The following is a 17,662-nucleotide window of genomic DNA, read 5'->3' on the forward strand; positions in this document are numbered from 1 at the left end:
TCAATCCTTCACGAACAGTTGGCGTGGCACGTTGCACAGCGTCTCGACGCCGGTCTCGGTGATCAGAATGCTTTCGGTGATTTCCAGTCCCCAATCGTCCATCCACAGTCCCGGCATGAAGTGGAAAGTCATGCCTGGCTGCAACACGCTGGTGTCGCCGGGACGCAGGCTCATGGTGCGTTCGCCCCAGTCTGGCGGATAACTGATCCCGATCGGGTAGCCGCAACGGCTGTCCTTGTGGATGCCGAACTTCTGCAACACTTTGAAAAACGCCACAGCGATGTCGCCGGTGGTGTTGCCCGGTTTCGCCGCTTCCAGTCCAGCGGCGATGCCTTCGACCACGGCTTTTTCGCCGTCGAGGAAATGCTGTGGAGGTTTGCCCAGGTAGATCGTGCGCGACAACGGGCAGTGATAACGCTTGTAGCAACCGGCAATCTCGAAAAACGTCCCGGCCCCCTTTTCGAACGGCGAATCGTCCCAGGTCAGGTGCGGCGCGCTGGCATCGGCACCGGTCGGCAATAGCGGCACGATGGCCGGGTAATCGCCGCCATGGCCATCAGCGCCGAGGATCCCGCTGCTGTAGATGTCAGCCACCAGTTCATTTTTGCGCATGCCCGGCTCGATCCGTTCGAGGATCCGCCCGTGCATGTTTTCGACGATGCGCGCAGCGATGCGCATGTAAGCGATTTCCTGGGGCGACTTGATCGCTCGCTGCCAGTTCACCAACCCGACCGCGTCGATCAGCTTGGCCTGCGGCAGGTTTTTCTGCAGCGACAAATACGCGGCGGCGCTGAAGTAATAGTTATCCATTTCCACGCCGATGGTCAGCGCGTCCCAACCCCGGGCACTGATGACTTCCTGCGACAGGTAATCCATCGGATGGCGTTCCCGGGACTGCACATAGATGTCCGGGTAACCGACGATGTTCTCGTGCTGCATGAACACCGTGCGCTTGGCGCCGTTGGCGTCTTGTCCGCGACCGAACCAGACCGGCTCGCCGTCGAGCGCCAACAACACGCATTGGTGAACGTAAAACGACCAACCGTCATAGCCGGTCAGCCAGGCCATGTTCGACGGATCGGTGACCAGCAACAGCTCGATGCCCTGAACCTGCATGGCCGCTCGAACCTTGGCCAGACGCTGGGCGTATTCCTCCCGTTCGAACGGGAGATTGACGACTATCTGAGACATGCACATGCCCTCTGATAAATGACGCACGGATGAAAAAAGTGGATTAGCTGCCGAACTGAAAGCCCTTGCCGGCCGAACGCGCGCGCTCGAAGGCCAGATTGGCCATGGCGGTGTCCTGGGCGCCGGTGCCTGTGAGGTCGCACAAGGTGACTTGCGCATCGCTGGTCCGACCCGGGCGCTGGCCCGCGAGCACTTGCCCTAATTCGGCCAAGCCCGATTCGTTGGCAATAACGCCGGCCGCCAGAGCGTGATGCAACTCGCCGAGGATTCGCGTCTGGCTCAAGCGATCCGCCACGTAGCGGTCGACCTGCGCCAGCGCCTGGGGGGAAATTTCGTTTTTGTGTTCGGCGTCGGAGCCCATGGCAGTGATGTGCAGGCCGGGGTGCAGATGGCGCGCTTCGATCAAAGGTTCGCGGCTCGGGGTGCAGGTGATCGCGATGTCCGCGCCGGCCATGGCCTCGTCGATGCTCGCGCAAGGCGTGACCACCAGACCGCTGTCACGCGCCAATTCGGCGCTGAAGGCTTCAGCCTTGGCGCGGTCACGTGCCCAGACTCGAACGGATTCAATCGGCCGGACCAGGCGCAATGCCTGAAGCTGCAACGCCGCCTGTTCGCCGGCACCGATCAGCGCCACGCTGCGACTGTCGACCCGCGACAGCGCACGAGCAGCGACCGCGCCCGCCGCTGCTGTGCGTACGGCGGTCAGATAACCGTTATCCAGCAACAAGGCATCGAGCAAACCGGTGCGTGCCGACAACAGCATCATCATGCCGTTGAGGCTCGGTAGCCCAAGTGTCGGATTGTCGAAAAAACCCGGACTGACCTTGATCGCAAAGCGTTCCAGGCCTGGCAGGTACGCAGTCTTCACGTCCACTTCACCGTTGTGCTCGGGGATGTCCAGACGCAGGATCGGCGGCATTGCCACTGCTGCCGTGGCCAGCAGGACGAAGGCTTGTTCGATGGCTTCGATGCTCGGCAGGTCTAGTGCCACGCAGGCACGCAGATCCGCTTCGCTCAATAAGGTGATATCACTCATCAATGCGGCACTCCATTCAGTCGTTATTGTTGGGGTTCACGCATCCGCGCCTGCGAGGACGCGCAGGTGCTGATCGACGTCGACGTTACGGCCACTGACCACCACCACGATCGGCCCGTGCGGCTCAATCAATCCATCAAGCAACGCGGCAATCCCAACCACGGCCGCGCCTTCCAGCACCAGACGCTCTTCGCGATAGGCATGGCGTAGGGCATTCGCGATGGAGGTCTCGCTGAGCAAATGCAGGTGGTCACACAGATCGCGCGTCATGTTGAAGGTGTAACGGTTGTTCAGGCCGATACCACCGCCGAGCGAGTCGGCCAGGGTCGGCAGCTCTTCGACTTCCACCGGATGCCCGGCTGCGAGGCTGCCGTGCATGGCCGCACCGCGTTGCATGCTGATGCCGTGGGTGATGATGTTCGCGCTGACGCTTTTGATCGCCAGCGCCACACCGGCAAACAAACCGCCGCCGGACAATGGCACGAGGATTTGCGCCACGTCCGGTTGCTGTTCGAGGATTTCCAGCCCCAGCGTGCCCTGCCCGGCGATGATGGCCGGGTGATCAAACGGCGGCAGCAATGTCGCGCCTTGCTCGTTGGCGATCCGTTCGGCTTCACGCTGGGCGTCGTCCTGGGACTGGCCGACGATGCATACCTCGGCGCCCAGATCGCGAATGGCTTGAACCTTGTTCGCCGGCACCAGATGCGACAGGCAAATCGTCGCCTTCACGCCTTGTCGGGAAGCGGCATACGCCAGAGCACGACCGTGATTGCCGGTCGACGCCGCCACCACGCCACGCGTTTTCTCCTCGGTGCTCAGCTGCGCCACGGCATTGCTCGCGCCGCGCAATTTGAAACTGCCGGTGATTTGCTGAGATTCGAGTTTGAGGTACACCGCCACGCCCAATCGCTGCGAGAGGCTGGGCGAATATTCCATGGGGGTACGCCGGACAAGCAGTTCGATGCGCTGGCGAGCGAGGTAAACATCATGTAGCTGCAACGATGACATGATCGCGTCCCGACTGTGGTGTTAGGCGCAGTCTAAGAGGACTGGATTGTCGCAATGAATGTACTAGGGCAATTTAGCCGACAAACTTTTTGGGGGACTTTTTCCCGGTCAAAAATCGTGGATTTGCGGGTACTGCCCGAATATCTCGCGCATGCCAATCAGCGCATCGCGCATTTCTTCGTCGCTGCATTCGGCGCCGACACAGATCCTCACCGCTCGAGCCCGAGGCGTTCCACGCACGGTGAACGGATCAGGCGACGTGACGGCAATATGCCGGTGACGCAGGGCCCGCACCAGGCTGTCGACCTCCCAATGCGGGGGAATACCGACCCACGCATTCAATGCATGAGGATGCTGGCCGAGCAGGTGCTCACCCAGGTATTCGCTGACCATCGCCTGACGGCCGGCCAACAGTTTGCGCTGCAAACGCACGAGCGCGTCGGCGCGACCGTCACGAATCCAGCGCGCGGCGATTTCGGAGACCATGGGCGTGGCCATCCAGCTGTTGACCCGCAAGATGCTCTCGGTGCGCAACGCCAGACGCTTGGGCACCACCAGATAGCCGATGCGCAAACCGGTCAGCACCGACTTGGTCATGCTGGTGCAATAAAACGACAGTTCTGGCAGGTAATGGCTGATCGGCGGCGCGCGATGTTCGTCCAGCAACGGGCCGTATACATCGTCCTCAATAATGTGCACACCGAAACGCCGGGCGATGTCGGCAATCTCCCGACGACGACTGTCCGGCATCAGGCTGGTGGTCGGGTTGTTCAGGTTCGGCGTGCACACCAGCGCGGTGATGCGCTCGTTGCTGCACATGTCTTCGAAATGTTCCGGGTCAATGCCATAACGGTCCATCTCCAGGCCTTTGATGGTGAACCCCAATACTTGGGAGTTGCCAATCACTCCGTGATCGGTGACCCCTTCGCAAAGTACTACATCATCGGGGCCCGCCAGAGATGCCAGCGCAAGGAAGATGCCGTGGGCCGCGCCATTGGTAATCAGGATGTCATCGCGCTCGACCCGCAGTCCTTGCCGTCCGATCCAGTGCATGGCCTCTTCGCGGTGCGACTCGAAACCGGCAATCGGACGAAACGCGTGAATCCACGGCTGATCCTCTTCCGTGCTGAGCTCGCGGCAGGTGTCACGCCAGCACTGGTCGTGCTCGCGGGTGTGCAGGATCCGCGTGATGGAAAAATCCACGAGGGCCCGTTCGGGGCTATCGAGAATATAGGTGGCCACTCGATCGCTCATGCGCCGCGACACGAAGCTGCCGCGCCCGACTTCGCAACGCACCAGCCCCTGGCGCTCCAGCTCTTTATATGCGTTGGTGACCGTCTGCACACTGATGCCCATGGCATCGGCAACGTGCCGCTGCGGTGGCAGGCGCTGATCATTGGCCAGGACACCCTGCTCGATATCGTCGGCAATTGCCTGCACCAGAATCTTGTATTTGGACTCGCCGCTACGGGCGTTTTCCAGTGCTGCTTTCCACTTGTCCATCAGCGCTAAAACCCGGGTCTGTGCTCGTCGGGACAGCATCTCGCTAGAATCCATGCAAAGCAATTGTCCTAGTGCAATACAATGATGCTCAGAGCTTTTGTATGCTCGGCTCAAGGTCGATAGCCGGGCACATTTGAAGCCCCCACAACAAAATCAGTCGACCTGTACCGGACTGTGTCCCGATCCATGGGATCAGTTCTTGTACGCTTTGCTCTTGTAACACTGCCTCCTACCACAGAGCCGTCACCGACGGGTCAACAAGAAACAGGAGATTTTATCGATGAGCAATTTCCCCCCCCGCAGCACTGATGCTTTGCGTCGCCTGTTCGTGGCTTGCGCGATGCTCGGCCTGGCCGCTAGCACCCAGGCCGCTACAACACTGGAAACCGTCAAACAGAACAGCAACATCCGTATCGGTTATGCCAACGAAACCCCGTTCGCCTTTACCGAAACCGACGGCAGGGTCACCGGTGAATCACCGGAAATCGCCAAAGCTATCTTTGCCAAAATGGGAATCAAACAGGTCGACGGCGTGTTGACCGAATGGGGTTCGTTGATCCCGGGCCTGCGCGCCGGGCGCTTCGACGTGATTGCCGCCGGCATGTACATCACGCCGGCCCGCTGCAAGCAGGTGCTGTTTACCGATCCGCAGTATCAACTGCCGGACGCACTGCTTACAGCTAAAGGCAACCCGAAGGCTTTGCACAGCTACGAAGACATCGCCAAGAATCCGGAGGTGAAACTGGCGATCATGGCCGGTACGGTGAACTTGGCGTATGCGCGGGATTCGGGCGTGAAAGACGCGCAGATCCTCCAGGTGCCGGACACCACAGCTCAGTTGCAAGCCGTGCGCGCCGGTCGTGCCGATGCCGCCGTGGGTACTCAATTGACCATGAAAGGTCTGGCCGCCAAGGGTGGCGAAAAAGTCGAAGCAGTCACCGAGTTCAAGGACGACCCGTCGCATATAGGATACGGTGCTCTCGCCTTCCGTCCGGAAGACAAAGACCTGCGCGACGCGGTCAACGCCGAGTTGAAAAAGTGGCTGGGCTCCGAAGAGCATCTCAAGGCGGTCGCTCCTTTCGGATTTGACAAATCCAACGTGACAAGCAAAACGGCTGCCGAGCTCTGCGCTCAATAGTCTAAACAGGCATGGCGTCACGGCGCGATGCCTATTTCCCTGCTTAATCCGGATGGCCAGGTTTAAACCATGGGTGAATTACTTCCGCTATTGATACAAGGCACCTGGGTGACGCTCCAGGTGACATTCTTCGGCTCACTACTGGCGATTGTCGCAGCCATTTTGGCAGCACTCGGGCGCATGTCGCCATGGCGGTCATTGCGCTGGTTTTCCATCGTCTACATTGAAGTATTCCGTGGCACGTCGTTGCTGGTGCAATTGTTCTGGCTGTTTTTCGTGTTGCCTCTGCCGCCGTTCAATCTTGAACTGAGTCCTTACAGCGTGGCCATTGTCGGCCTCGGACTACACATCGGCGCTTACGGTGCAGAGGTCATGCGCGGTGCGATCAGTTCCGTGGCCAAGGGTCAGTACGAAGCCTGCACTGCGCTGAACTTCAGCGGATATAAACGCTTTCGGCGAATCATCTTGCCTCAGGCGTTACTGGCAGCTATCCCGCCGGGCACCAATCTGCTGATCGAATTGCTGAAAAACACCTCGCTGGTATCACTGATCACCTTGTCCGACCTGAGCTTCCGGGCTCGTCAACTGGATCAGGCCACGTTTCAGACCCTGGAAATTTTCAGCCTGGCACTGGTGATGTATTTCGTCCTGGCGCAGGCAATCAACATTAGCATGCGTCGGATTGAGCGACATTTGGCTCGCGGGCGGATGCGTGGAGCTCTGTCATGACACTGTTCGACTGGACCTATGCTTGGCAAATCCTCCCCGATTTGTTGCGCGCTTCACTCAACACCGTAGGGATTACCCTGATCGGCTTCCTGATCGCCATTGTGCTGGGGCTGTTCCTCGCCATCGGCCGACGCAGCCACCTTAACTGGCTTTCATGGCCGATCGCCGGGGTCATCGAGTTCATACGCAGTACGCCGCTGCTGATCCAAGTGTATTTTTTTTACTACGTGCTGCCCAACTACGGAGTCAGCCTAACGGCCATGCAAGTGGGGATCATCGGCATTGGAGTGCATTACGCCTGCTACATCGCTGAAGTCTATCGCGGTGGGCTGGATGCGGTGCCACGAGCACAGTGGGAAGCGGTGACTGCGCTGAACATCGCGCCGTACAGTGCTTACCGCAACATCATCCTGCCCCAGGCGCTGCGCCCGATCCTGCCGCCGCTGGGCAACTATTTGGTGGCAATGCTTAAGGACACACCAGTGCTGTCGGCCATTACCGTGGTGGAAATCATGCAACAGGCCAAGAACATCGGTTCCGAAAACTTCCGTTACTTGGAGCCGATCACCATGGTCGGTCTGTTTTTCCTCGCCCTGAGCATCGCTTTGGCTTATCTGGTACGGCGCCTTGAAGTGCGCTTGGAGCTACGCTAATGACTTCTCCACTCTCGACACCCAACGACCTTTCCCGGCACAGCAACCCGACCCCGCTGCATCCGCAGGAGGCCACGGCCATGCAGGAAACCAAACCGGCCAAGCCGATCGTCAGCTTCCAGGACGTCACCAAAAGCTACGGCAACTTTACCGTGCTCGATCACTTGAACTTGGACGTCACGCCGGGTGAAAAAGTCGCGATCATCGGCCCCAGCGGCTCAGGCAAATCCACACTATTACGGGTGCTGATGACGCTCGAAGGCATCGATGACGGGTTGATCCGCATCGAGGATGACTTGCTGACCCACATGCCCAATCGCAACGGCGTGCTGGTGCCGGCCAATGATCGGCATATCCGCCGGGTGCGCGGCAAGATCGGCATGGTATTCCAGAGTTTCAACCTGTTCCCGCACATGACTGCGTTGCAAAATGTCATCGAAGCGCCGGTGCAAGTCCTTGGCATGAAACCCGCCGAAGCGCGCGAACGGGCGGCAGACTTGCTGGAACTGGTGGGGCTGGGCAACAAGCTTGGCCATTACCCTTCACAGCTGTCCGGCGGCCAGCAACAGCGGGTGGCGATCGCCCGGGCACTGGCCATGCGGCCCAAAGTCATGCTGTTCGACGAAGTGACCTCCGCACTCGACCCGGAACTGTGCGGCGAAGTACTTAACGTGATCCGCAAACTCGGCGCCGAGCACAACCTGACGATGCTGATGGTCACGCACCAGATGGGCTTCGCCCGGGAGTTCGCCGATCGCGTATGTTTCTTTTATAAGGGGCAGATTCACGAACAGGGCACTCCCACGCAGATCTTTGAACACCCACAACAGGAACGAACTTGCGCGTTTCTCAGCGCAGTGAAAGAAGCCAACTAACCGAAACCCAGCTCGAAGGTGCTGTGCCATGCACAGCGCCCTAAGAGTCCTAATTGTGGGTGTCCACGCGAATTTCCAACGAGATTGGTACACACGCTAGATCCATCGGCTACCAGAACCACTGTGCCATTGCCTTTTGCATTGACTGCACTGAATTAAGATGGTTTAGGACATGATGAGTTAGTTTGGTTGTTTAATCAGTCTATTTGCGTCTCGTTAATACCACCCTCTAAAAGGTGGAAGTTAGAATGAAAAGCATAGATCGTGAGATCTCAAATGGGCTAGCAGGGTCTCAGGTGGGTAACGAAACCTTCGCCATTATCTCCTCGTCAAAGAAGGCTCGCAGTGATAAACGCCTTTTTTCAACCTAATTTTATCCGCGTGGTGATAAATCGCTACTCGGTACCGTGTAACCTGCTCGGCTAGTGGGTCTGCATCCTTCACGGATTGTAGTCATCGTCGATGAAACGACGATTGCCAGTCGCGAGCGCCCCTTTGATCGAGGCCAGGTCAGCTTCCGATGCAAATGACTGGTCAGGTTGAATGCAAATGGGTGGGCAAGTCTATGCAAATACCCACCAAGTTGAGCAGCTTGCAAATGACACAGGTATTGCCTCTCTGGTCGCTCAGGATTTTTGGGCAAGGGATTGTCCGGCTATTTTTACACGAAGACTCAGAGTTACGATTCCTAATGAAGGATTTGCCTATGCCGCTGTGCAACGCCAGGTCCTAACCTACGGACATGAGGACGCACTCAAGACCGTTCCACTGGCTCTGTTGATAGAAGTGCCATGAAAACTGAGTTTCGAATGTGGCAGCTTTTTCATGCGGACGATCTGCTCAAGCGGTTGGGATCTATCTGTAAACGATGCCCCCTTTCGCCTACCTCAAGATGAAGCGTCCCTGACTCAACATGGAACAGCTCGGTGGTGCCTTGAGGGTGTCCTGGGGAAGCGAACTTTTCGCCGGGGTAAAGCTCCCATCGCCACAGCTCTAGCATGTTTGGGCCGCTAGTACTCGCGAGGAGACGGGCGGATTCCCCCAAGATGGATGATCAGGCTCAACGAGGCTGAACTGGCGCATAATGGCTGTAGAGGCTTGCGGTGAGCCGCACTTCCAGATCATGCGCTAGCCCGGCCTCTAGCAAGAACCTCTTGAGTCAGTCTGAGATGATCACTCCAGGCATCCCTATTGGGAACGGCGCCTACCATCTCCCTATGTTCATCAGAGAAATACAACACTGAAAGTACGCCACCAAGACGGCGTGAGGATCGTGCCTCGTCGTCGTGCTGGCTCCAGATATTGATTACCCTACTCATATAGCTTTTGTAATTTGGGTGAGTCGTCGACCCTTTGCAGAAATCCCGATATTCAGGATCATCAGTGCACCCCAGGCGGGTCAAGCAGCTCAGGAGCGCTAGAAACGAAGAGTCGTCCAAGAATTTCAGTATCGCCTGAGGACCAGTCGATACACCGAGCTGTTGCGAGAGCATGGCAATACGCTCTGCATACAAGCGAACCCAAAAATCCATTCGTAGGAGACTTGGTGGATGGGTACCTGAAGGCATCGCATCCATTCGAGCAGGCCGTCCTCCGTTGAACATGAGCATAATGCAGCTCACGATCGCGCACTGTAGATAGGCGTGATCCAGTAACTCGTCGCCTTTGTATGGTCCAAGCATCATCGCCAGCCAGTCCAACGCTTCGAAGTCCGCCGCAAGTTCAGTCGCGTGCGAGATGGCAGCCTGATCCCCCGTAAGCTCCGCCTCCCCAGCGACTTGGAATTCGCTGATGCTATTGGTCGAATCTGATCCGTACCGTGTGCGTATAGCACCATGATTTTGATTGAGATGACCTAACTCGTGGTAAATGACAAAACTTACGCCCGAGATGAACATCAATTCAGCTGCGTGCAGCATGTCGAATCGCCCGGGAAGTGGCTGCGTTCCGTGTAAAGTTCCGCCATCCGGACCGGGTTGAGCGAAACGCGCAAACTCAAAAGCATTTGAGTAGATCTGACCTAGTAGCCCATAGCTCAATGTGATGACGTGGCGCTGAACATCCTCTGGCGATGGTTCGACCGCAGCTATCGCACGTATGTCGTTTGTCGGTATCCATCTGATGTTTAATTCGACCCCAGCGGCGGTATACCACTGACGGCACAGCCTATCTTTAACCTCATCGGCAATCATGAATGCGAGGTCTATAAGGTCGGGCATTTCATACAGTTTCATAGCGTACTCTGCGTCGCTGATTTGGGTAGGTGTAGCTGGCTGCGTGGGGTTTCGAAGCGCTTCGGCGATCAACAACCTGGTCTTGTCGGCCAGTGCCATTCTGGTCAGCGCTGATCTTGGCTCATATAACAGCCCAGTGTTTCGGAGCTCGGCTACAGTATCCAGGCATACGAGATGACGCCAACTACTGCATCGCATATCAACTGAATTGCCAGCCTCACACTCTGTCGCCATACATCAGCCGCTAGATCCGGGCTCTAAAGCGACCCTTCGCCGATGGATCCTGGGGAAACTTGCAACGGTGTTTATGATACTGAAATCGGCTTGCAGTTATTTCGTAGCTGATCCCCGTGGTCAGGGTAACTAATTGGCCCGGGCGGCCCAAAAAATCGAGGTTACAGGGCTGTGCGCGAAGGGATACTGCGCTAACCTCGCCGAATAGTAACGAGCATGTGTGCCTGTTACCGCATTGAGGAAGGAACCTGTGCGCATCGAGTCGATCACGGTATCTGGCTTTCGCTGTTTCGGCCCGAATGAGATTGCCATCCCAATCTCAGATGAAGTCACCACAATCGTTGGTCCTAACGCTGCGGGTAAAACTGCGCTTCTTCAGGCTATGTCGAAGATGTTCGGGGTCACGCGGGCGCAGCGCACCGTATCACTTTCGGATTTCCACCTCGCCCCCGGAGAGGATCCTGAGAGCCGCGATTCCAAAGAACTCTACATCGAGGCGTTTATCGCCTTCCCAGAGTTGCTGGACGGGTCTGCAACCCCAGAAACCATCGCCCCTTCATTTCGGCACATGCTGATTACGAGAGCGGCTAAAGCGCCCGTTTGCCGAATGCGGCTTGAAGCACAATGGGACGACGACGGCACGCTTGAGGGAGAGGTTTCACAGAATCTCTTTTGGGTCGATAGCCTGGAGAAGGAGCCCGCAGAGGACAAATACCAGCCAGTAGCTGTAACCGATCGGGGCCTTATACAACTTTATTACACCCCAGCTAGCCGGGATGCCGCCGGCCAAATCCGAGCAACTGCCGGTACCCTGGCCGCCCGACTCCTGAGGGCTATTGAATGGTCCTCCGACACTGAAGACAAAGTGCAGGAGGCGACTGAGAGCCTGACAGCCGCGTTTGAAGGCGAGTCTGCGATCACCGCAATCACCGAGGCCCTGCAAACGCGCTGGGCAGATCTGCATGACGACGCTTCCAATACCAAGCCTAGGCTCAGCTTGGTGAGCCGACGGTTTGAGGAGGTGATAAACAAGATCGCAGTCATATTTGAACAGGGGCCTGACGGTCGAGAAAGAGGTATCGATGCCCTTAGCGACGGACAACAGTCGCTATTTTATTTTGCATTGGCCGCCGCCGTTTTTGACCTAGAGCGGGAGGTCGTCGAAGGTTCTGTAGACGGATTTCGAAAGGATTCACTGCATATTCCTGCGCTCACACTGTTTGCCCTTGAGGAACCTGAAAACCATCTTTCACCCTACTTCCTTGCTCGAATCATCCGCCAAGTTCGATCTTTGACTCAGGCCAGTGGGGCGCAGGCCATAATTACGAGCCATTCGCCGGCAGTTCTTAGTCGCGTCGAGCCTAGCGAGGTTCGTTACTGCCGCTGTAACGCCAAGACGCGCATATCTAATGTGAAGCGAATTGAGCTGCCGGCTGATGATGTGGAGGCCAGCAAGTTTGTGCGTGGTGCCATATTGGCCTATCCCGAGCTGTACTTCGCGCGGTTTGTCCTGCTCGTTGAGGGTGATTCGGAAAGGATCGTCCTCCCTCAACTCGCCGAGGCGCTTGATCTTCTCATCGACCCAGCTTTCGTCGCGATCGTCCCTCTCGGTGGAAGACACGTCCAATATTTCTGGCGCTTACTTAAGGGGCTAGGTATTCCTTACGCAACTCTCTTGGACTTGGATCTCGGCCGTGATGGTGGAGGTTGGGGGCGAGTAAAAACAGCTCTGGAGAAGCTTATTGAGTTCGGCGAACCTAAGGACAAAATCCTCAAAATCACATCCGGCATTATGACTGACGCAAAGTTGGCCGGAATGCACAAATGGAGCAATCCAGCTGACCACTCCAACCTGTTGGGTTGGATGAATAGGCTGAAGAAATACAACGTCTTCTTCTCTGCGCCGCTGGACCTTGATCTGGAGATGCTAAATGCCTTCCCCGATGACTATGCCGCTGTGATTCCGAAAGGAGGTGGCCCCCGCATGGCCGCCGACAAGGCGGCGGAGGTTGTGCTGGGCACATCAGGTCCGGGACTTGCGGTATACACGGGGCCCTACGAGGACTACCCGGAATCGTTTCCGCAATATCGGTACCACTTTCTCACCCACAGCAAGCCAGCTACGCACCTGGCGGCATTGGCCCGGGTTAGTAAGGCGAGTCTGATCGCAGGAATGCCAGCAGTTTTAGCCGAAGTCGTTCGGCATATTTCCAGCTCCTTGAGGCGAGACTGATCATGGCCGTTTCGTCACGCCGAATAGGTCCCGAGGATTGGAAGCCCGTAGGGGTCAAAGCTCTTGAGGCGAATGCGCTGAAGGTGGTCCGCTCCAAAAAAAATCGGTCCGTTATTGCAGGGCCAGGCGCTGGCAAGACAGAGCTGCTCGCTCAGCGCGCCGCCTTTCTCCTTCAGACGGATGCGGCCCCGTCCCCTCGGCGCATTCTGGCTATCAGTTTCAAACGCGATGCTGCGTCCAATCTGGCAGCGCGCGTACGTCAGCGCTGCCACCACACCCATGCGAGCCGCTTCGACTCCATGACGTTTGATGCATTTGCAAAAGGACTGGTCGACCGATTCGGTCAGGCATTGCCCGATCGCTGGCGACCAAGACCCGATTACGAAATCGCGACTCACAATGAACGAGATTTTCGTGAGTTCCTCCATGACCTTCCAACGCCGCCAGCGTTAATCGGAACGAAAAATGACGTGCGTGAAATAGGGCCAAAAACATTCGAGCGCCGGCACCTACTCGGCTTACCCCTACCTGTAGACGGATGGGCAGCCCCAACTGTCGCACAATGGGCGGCAGATGCGTTCTGGCAACAGTCACTCCACAAGGGCGGCAAAAGTGTGCTGTCTTTCGCAATGATTGGCCGTCTCGCTGAACTGTTGTTGCGAGTCAACCCGATGGCACGGGATGCCCTGCGTCTCACTTATTCGCATTTGTTCATGGACGAATTCCAGGACACCACCAGGGTCCAGTACGATCTGGTAAGCACGATTTTCCGAGGCACAGAAACCATCGTGACTGCTGTCGGAGATAACAAGCAGCAGATCATGCGTTGGGCAATGGCGATGGATGATCCTTTCTCTGCCTTCGATGCCGATTTCGAAGGCGCCCGGACTTCGCTCTTCAACAATTATCGATCTTCGCCGGAGTTGGTACGTATCCAGCACGTGCTGGCCCAGGCGTTAGATGCACGAGCCGTACAGCCGGTATCTCAGACTGATGGCACAATTGACGGAGAAAGTTGCTCAATTCTCGATTTCGCAAGTCCGAAAATTGAAGCGCGTCAGTTGGCACGATCAGTAGCGTCATACATTGCCGATCTGAAACTGGCTCCTCGAGATTTCGTCATCTTGGTTCGACAAAAGGCAGGAGAGTATGCAGAACTTTTAGAACCTGCTTTCGCGAGCGAAAATCTGGCTCTGCGTAACGAAGCTGGAATGGTCGGCAAAGTAATGCTGCAAGAGCTGATGGCAGAGGAAATTTCAAAGTTGCTGGTCACCGTTCTCCGCCTCGCGATGACTTCGCGAGCTGGCGGTTATTGGTCGACTTGCCAGAATTGGCTCGCATCAATGAGAGGGATCGATGCCGATGACGCAATCAGGCAGAGTAGGCTCGCTCGTGAGTTGGATACCTATACAACCGAACTGGCTGAACGTTATTCCCATCCCCCAAAAAGCAAGGCGGCCTCACGCGCACTTGTTGATGACATCCTAAATTTCGTGGGTCCAGAGCATGTGATCCGCTCCAACCCTGCCTATGACCAGGGAACCTGGCTAGAAAAAGTGCTAGACGCGACGGCGGAACATCTTCTGTCCACCTCGTTCCACTGTACGGACTGGTCCCACGCCCTCGACATGTACGAAGGCGTACACGCAGTTCCGTTGATGACGATCCACAAGAGCAAGGGCCTTGAGTATCACACCGTCATTTTTGTCGGACTGGATGACGGCGCGTGGTGGAGTTTTTCCCAGGATGAAATCGAGGCGACAGCAGGATTTTTTGTGGCTTTCACTCGAGCCAAGCAGCGGGTCATATTTACCTACTGTGCTTCGCGTGGCACAAGAACAAAAATTGCGACCCTATACGAGTTGCTCACTAGAGCCGGAGTCCAAATTACGTCCGGATCGAATTGACTGTTTCTATGAGCCGCAAACATGGATTGAAGGCGATCTACAGCAGATGCCGTCTGACTTCCCGGTAGTCGACCTTTGGCGTGTGCTCGCTGGTTCGGAAGAGGGTCGGTAATCACGTGATCAAGTAACGTTTTTCGATTCTGTAGGATTTGCGTTGGAGGACTATTCGACCCTCCGGTACATCAATACTTAAGCCGAGCGACGAAATCTCGGCATCACCATTGAACTCGTTCCTAGGGCTCAGGATCCGAAGGATCTCTTCCCGTTTGCAGGCGGCTCTTCAGGAAAGGTCAAAGTAAGACGAGCGGCGTAAATCTAACCGAAGCCGCACACAATCCCCTCCAGCCACTGACAAGAGTTGGCGGCTTCAAAACTGGCTTTTGGGCGGTTTAGACCTGCAGAGTTTTAGAGCTCAGGCAGGTCCATCCAACCATTTTTGTAGAATGTCAGGAACTGATGAGAAAACTCCTCTGTTAACGCCTGCTGAGAGCTTTTGCTGGAGCGGATGACAAGGAATCCAGTATCCACTTTCACCGAGAGGGGGCGTATTTCGAGTCCCTTCCCCACAAAATCAAATGCTGTGGGTGGATCAACGATACTCACGCCGAGCCCCTGGGCAACGAGTGCACAAGCGGTATAAGACAAACTCGTTTCCAGCTGAGTGACTCGGGGGACTTGAGCCAGGGCAATCTGCACCCCAGAAGAAAAAATTGACCCTGGCCGAGGCGCGACAAATCGCTGCCCTTCAAAATCGCTCGGTGCCACGATCTCCAGTTTGGCCATGGGGTGGTTGCTGGGCATCACCGCAACCGCATCCATGTCCACAGACAGCATTTCGACGCCGTGCGGATTGATCGGTCCTTCGGCGTAACCGATATCGACTTGGCCAGCTGACACCATTTCCGCTACTTGATGCGATGGAACCCCAAGAATGCTGATCTGGAGGTTCGGTCGCTCCGGAAGAAAGTACGCCAAAAATCTCGGCAATAGCGTGTTTGCCACTGCCGGCATTGCCGCGATCCTTAACGAGCCCGCCGTGTGTTCTCTGATCCCAGATGCCAGGCGACCGATCCGATCTAGACCGATAAACGATCGCTCTACCTCGGGAATGAGGGCATGCGCTTGAGGTGTAGGGATTAATTGACTGCCCCGCCTTTGGAATAGCGGTAAACCAACAGCTTCCTCAAAGTCCCTGATCAGACGCGTAACCGCTGGCTGTGTCACTGACATCAGGTTGGCCGCCCCAGTCATGCTGCCTGTTCGCATCACGGCGTGGAATGCCTCAACTTGGCGGTGGTTGATACGCATGATTCACCTCATAACATTTGCGCATACTTGAATGGGGTATTTTTGATTTTGAATTATGCTCGGAGCATGCGAAATTGCAAAACATTAAACAGAACAAGAAAAAAATCGCGCCCAGCTGGCGCCAGTAGCACCAAGCATCCTGCCGTAACGCCACCCTGATAAGCGCGCTGTCGCCTGTGGAGTAATACCGTGAATTTCTTAGAAATAATGAGCTTCGGTGACCAGGGATGGGCAACCGATATGTTGCTCGCCGCCTTGATGACGTGCGCGATATCGGTCTGCGGATTCCTATGTGGATCGGTCATCGGCTGCCTTGGCTGCTGGGCAAAGCTGTCACGGTCTTACCTCTTGAGATGGCTGGCCGACGTGTACACCACTGTGCTACGTGGGGTACCTGACCTCTTAGTCATCTACCTCTTTTACTTTGGCAGCAGCATGGTGCTGACCCAGTTGGCTCAATCCCTAGGACTCAAAGGATTCGTGGGGCTGCCCGGATTTTTCGTGGGTGTAGTGGCTATCTCTGTAATCAGCGGCGCTTACCAGCTGGAGGTACTTCGCGGTGCAGTGAACAGCGTTGCAATCGGTAGCATTGAGGCGGGCCGATCAATAGGCCTCAGCAAATTCAAGCTGTTCTCACTGATTATTGCCCCCCAGGCGTTGAGGCTTGCTCTACCAGGCCTTGGCAACGTTTGGCTACTGGTCCTGAAAGACTCTGCCCTCATCAGCGTTGTTGGGCTCGTAGAGCTGATGCGCCAATCGCAGATAGGCGCAGGTGCAACCCACCAACCCTTCCTTTTTTACTGCACTGCCGCTGCCCTGTATTTCGTCATCAGCGCATTCAGCAGCCATTTGATTGCGCGGCTTGAGCACAAGCTTGATAAGCCGATGAGGAGAGCATGATGGACTTCGCATTTCTGCTTGAGTGCTTCAAACGACTACTGGCTGGCGTCCCCCTTACACTGGGCTTATCGCTGTTTTCCTGCGCTATCGGCTTGGTCCTGGCTTCAGTTATCTGCGCCATGCGCCTGTCAAAAAAAGTGTGGCTGGATTATCCAGCCCGGGGTTTCGTTTCCATATTCCGCGGCACTCCACTGCTGGTTCAGTTGTTTGTTATTTACTACGGTCTGGGCCAGTTCACTTGGCTACGTGAGAGTTTCGCTTGGGCATACCTCAGAGAGGCTTACTGGTGCGTTCTCGCGGCACTGGCCTTGAACACTGCCGCCTATACCAGCGAGATCCTTCGGGGAGGCATCAATTCCGTCCAGCACGGCCAAATTGAGTCGGCACTGTCCGTTGGCTTGCGTAAGGATCAAATCTGGCGGTGTGTAATTCTCCCGCAGGCGTGGCGCCAAATGTTGCCTGCTTACGGAAACGAAATAATCCTACAAATCAAATCTACCTCACTTGCTTCGATTGTCACGTTAATGGAGGTGACAGGTATTGCAGCGAAGTTGGTGTCGCAAAGTTATCGGCCTATCGAAGTCTTCGTATGTGCCGGTGCGTTGTACCTGCTGTTCAATTTTGTAGTAACTCGTGCAGTAACACTGATGGAATCCCGGCTTACACGGGGTATGCGGCGTTGAAGAAGTTAGCAGCATAAATCTGCCCAATTT

14 protein-coding genes are annotated in these 17,662 nt (G+C 56.2%); 8 read left to right on the top strand and 6 right to left on the bottom strand.

What is annotated here, in order from left to right; genetic code table 11:
* The 4 genes from doeA to ACEN8Q_RS30230 all read right to left on the bottom strand — a co-directional run bounded on the left by doeA (position 1) and on the right by ACEN8Q_RS30230 (position 4,738).
* A complete protein-coding gene (gene doeA, locus ACEN8Q_RS30215) occupies positions 1–1,191 on the bottom strand; it encodes an ectoine hydrolase DoeA (protein WP_060764070.1) in 1,191 nt (396 codons plus the stop codon).
* Positions 1,192–1,234: 43 nt separating this feature from the next.
* The gene (eutC, locus tag ACEN8Q_RS30220; RefSeq protein WP_413704151.1) at positions 1,235–2,227 is read right to left on the bottom strand and encodes an ectoine utilization protein EutC; all 993 of its coding nucleotides are present in this window, start codon (positions 2,225–2,227) and stop codon (positions 1,235–1,237) included.
* Positions 2,228–2,263: 36 nt separating this feature from the next.
* Entirely contained in the window at positions 2,264–3,235 is a 972-nt protein-coding gene (gene eutB, locus ACEN8Q_RS30225; RefSeq protein WP_413704152.1) for a hydroxyectoine utilization dehydratase EutB, read from the bottom strand.
* A gap of 108 nt (positions 3,236–3,343) precedes the next feature.
* Positions 3,344–4,738: a PLP-dependent aminotransferase family protein gene (locus ACEN8Q_RS30230; protein ID WP_413704153.1), complete on the bottom strand. Its 1,395-nt coding sequence runs from the start codon at positions 4,736–4,738 to the stop codon at positions 3,344–3,346.
* Positions 4,739–5,018: 280 nt separating this feature from the next.
* On the opposite strand from ACEN8Q_RS30230, the gene ehuB reads away from it, so the two are divergent.
* The 4 genes from ehuB (at position 5,019) to ehuA (ending at position 8,133) form a co-directional block, all read left to right on the top strand.
* Complete coding sequence (ehuB, locus tag ACEN8Q_RS30235) at positions 5,019–5,876, top strand: ectoine/hydroxyectoine ABC transporter substrate-binding protein EhuB (RefSeq protein ID WP_413704154.1); 858 nt, start codon at positions 5,019–5,021, stop codon at positions 5,874–5,876.
* A gap of 69 nt (positions 5,877–5,945) precedes the next feature.
* Entirely contained in the window at positions 5,946–6,605 is a 660-nt protein-coding gene (ehuC, locus tag ACEN8Q_RS30240) for an ectoine/hydroxyectoine ABC transporter permease subunit EhuC (protein WP_413704155.1), read from the top strand.
* Positions 6,602–7,258, top strand: a complete 657-nt coding sequence (gene ehuD / locus ACEN8Q_RS30245) for an ectoine/hydroxyectoine ABC transporter permease subunit EhuD (protein WP_413704156.1) — start codon at positions 6,602–6,604, stop codon at positions 7,256–7,258. The genes ehuC and ehuD overlap by 4 nt, the downstream gene beginning before the upstream one ends.
* Before the next feature lie 80 nt (positions 7,259–7,338).
* Positions 7,339–8,133 carry an ectoine/hydroxyectoine ABC transporter ATP-binding protein EhuA gene (gene ehuA, locus ACEN8Q_RS30250; RefSeq protein WP_413705524.1) on the top strand — a complete coding sequence of 265 codons (795 nt, stop codon included), beginning with the start codon at positions 7,339–7,341 and terminating at the stop codon, positions 8,131–8,133.
* Positions 8,134–9,254: 1,121 nt separating this feature from the next.
* Here the strand turns inward: ehuA and ACEN8Q_RS30255 are convergent.
* Positions 9,255–10,367 carry a hypothetical protein gene (locus ACEN8Q_RS30255; protein ID WP_413704157.1) on the bottom strand — a complete coding sequence of 371 codons (1,113 nt, stop codon included), beginning with the start codon at positions 10,365–10,367 and terminating at the stop codon, positions 9,255–9,257.
* Positions 10,368–10,851: 484 nt separating this feature from the next.
* Here ACEN8Q_RS30255 and ACEN8Q_RS30260 point away from each other — a divergent pair, with 484 nt between their 5' ends.
* Together ACEN8Q_RS30260 and ACEN8Q_RS30265 are read left to right on the top strand one after the other, a co-directional pair.
* Positions 10,852–12,834 (top strand): ATP-dependent nuclease, encoded by a 1,983-nt coding sequence (locus tag ACEN8Q_RS30260; protein ID WP_413704158.1) that lies wholly within the window; start codon positions 10,852–10,854, stop codon positions 12,832–12,834.
* A 2-nt stretch (positions 12,835–12,836) separates the two neighbouring features.
* Complete coding sequence (locus ACEN8Q_RS30265; RefSeq protein ID WP_413704159.1) at positions 12,837–14,741, top strand: UvrD-helicase domain-containing protein; 1,905 nt, start codon at positions 12,837–12,839, stop codon at positions 14,739–14,741.
* A gap of 405 nt (positions 14,742–15,146) precedes the next feature.
* Here ACEN8Q_RS30265 and ACEN8Q_RS30270 read toward each other — a convergent pair whose 3' ends face one another.
* Positions 15,147–16,049, bottom strand: coding sequence for a LysR substrate-binding domain-containing protein (locus ACEN8Q_RS30270; protein ID WP_413704160.1), 903 nt, complete (start codon positions 16,047–16,049; stop codon positions 15,147–15,149).
* Positions 16,050–16,238: 189 nt separating this feature from the next.
* Between ACEN8Q_RS30270 and ACEN8Q_RS30275 the strand changes: the two genes are divergently transcribed.
* Both ACEN8Q_RS30275 and ACEN8Q_RS30280 read left to right on the top strand, forming a co-directional pair.
* Positions 16,239–16,949, top strand: coding sequence for an ABC transporter permease (locus tag ACEN8Q_RS30275; protein WP_413704161.1), 711 nt, complete (start codon positions 16,239–16,241; stop codon positions 16,947–16,949).
* Positions 16,946–17,632 carry an ABC transporter permease gene (locus ACEN8Q_RS30280; protein WP_413704162.1) on the top strand — a complete coding sequence of 229 codons (687 nt, stop codon included), beginning with the start codon at positions 16,946–16,948 and terminating at the stop codon, positions 17,630–17,632. Before ACEN8Q_RS30275 ends, ACEN8Q_RS30280 begins: the two co-directional genes overlap by 4 nt.
* The last annotated feature ends 30 nt before the right edge of the window (positions 17,633–17,662 follow it).

It is taken from the genome of Pseudomonas sp. Pseusp16 (assembly GCF_047324915.1).
Lineage (GTDB): Bacteria > Pseudomonadota > Gammaproteobacteria > Pseudomonadales > Pseudomonadaceae > Aquipseudomonas > Aquipseudomonas fluorescens_CD.

What these genes read in the sequence shown, in the direction of transcription:
- doeA (WP_060764070.1), bottom strand. Translation starts at nt 1,191, where the DNA reads ATGTCTCAGATAGTCGTCAATCTCCCGTTCGAACGGGAGGAATACGCC.
- eutC (WP_413704151.1), bottom strand. Translation starts at nt 2,227, where the DNA reads ATGAGTGATATCACCTTATTGAGCGAAGCGGATCTGCGTGCCTGCGTG.
- eutB (WP_413704152.1), bottom strand. Translation starts at nt 3,235, where the DNA reads ATGTCATCGTTGCAGCTACATGATGTTTACCTCGCTCGCCAGCGCATC.
- ACEN8Q_RS30230 (WP_413704153.1), bottom strand. Translation starts at nt 4,738, where the DNA reads ATGGACAAGTGGAAAGCAGCACTGGAAAACGCCCGTAGCGGCGAGTCC.
- ehuB (WP_413704154.1), top strand. Translation starts at nt 5,019, where the DNA reads ATGAGCAATTTCCCCCCCCGCAGCACTGATGCTTTGCGTCGCCTGTTC.
- ehuC (WP_413704155.1), top strand. Translation starts at nt 5,946, where the DNA reads ATGGGTGAATTACTTCCGCTATTGATACAAGGCACCTGGGTGACGCTC.
- ehuD (WP_413704156.1), top strand. Translation starts at nt 6,602, where the DNA reads ATGACACTGTTCGACTGGACCTATGCTTGGCAAATCCTCCCCGATTTG.
- ehuA (WP_413705524.1), top strand. Translation starts at nt 7,339, where the DNA reads ATGCAGGAAACCAAACCGGCCAAGCCGATCGTCAGCTTCCAGGACGTC.
- ACEN8Q_RS30255 (WP_413704157.1), bottom strand. Translation starts at nt 10,367, where the DNA reads ATGAAACTGTATGAAATGCCCGACCTTATAGACCTCGCATTCATGATT.
- ACEN8Q_RS30265 (WP_413704159.1), top strand. Translation starts at nt 12,837, where the DNA reads ATGGCCGTTTCGTCACGCCGAATAGGTCCCGAGGATTGGAAGCCCGTA.
- ACEN8Q_RS30270 (WP_413704160.1), bottom strand. Translation starts at nt 16,049, where the DNA reads ATGCGTATCAACCACCGCCAAGTTGAGGCATTCCACGCCGTGATGCGA.
- ACEN8Q_RS30280 (WP_413704162.1), top strand. Translation starts at nt 16,946, where the DNA reads ATGATGGACTTCGCATTTCTGCTTGAGTGCTTCAAACGACTACTGGCT.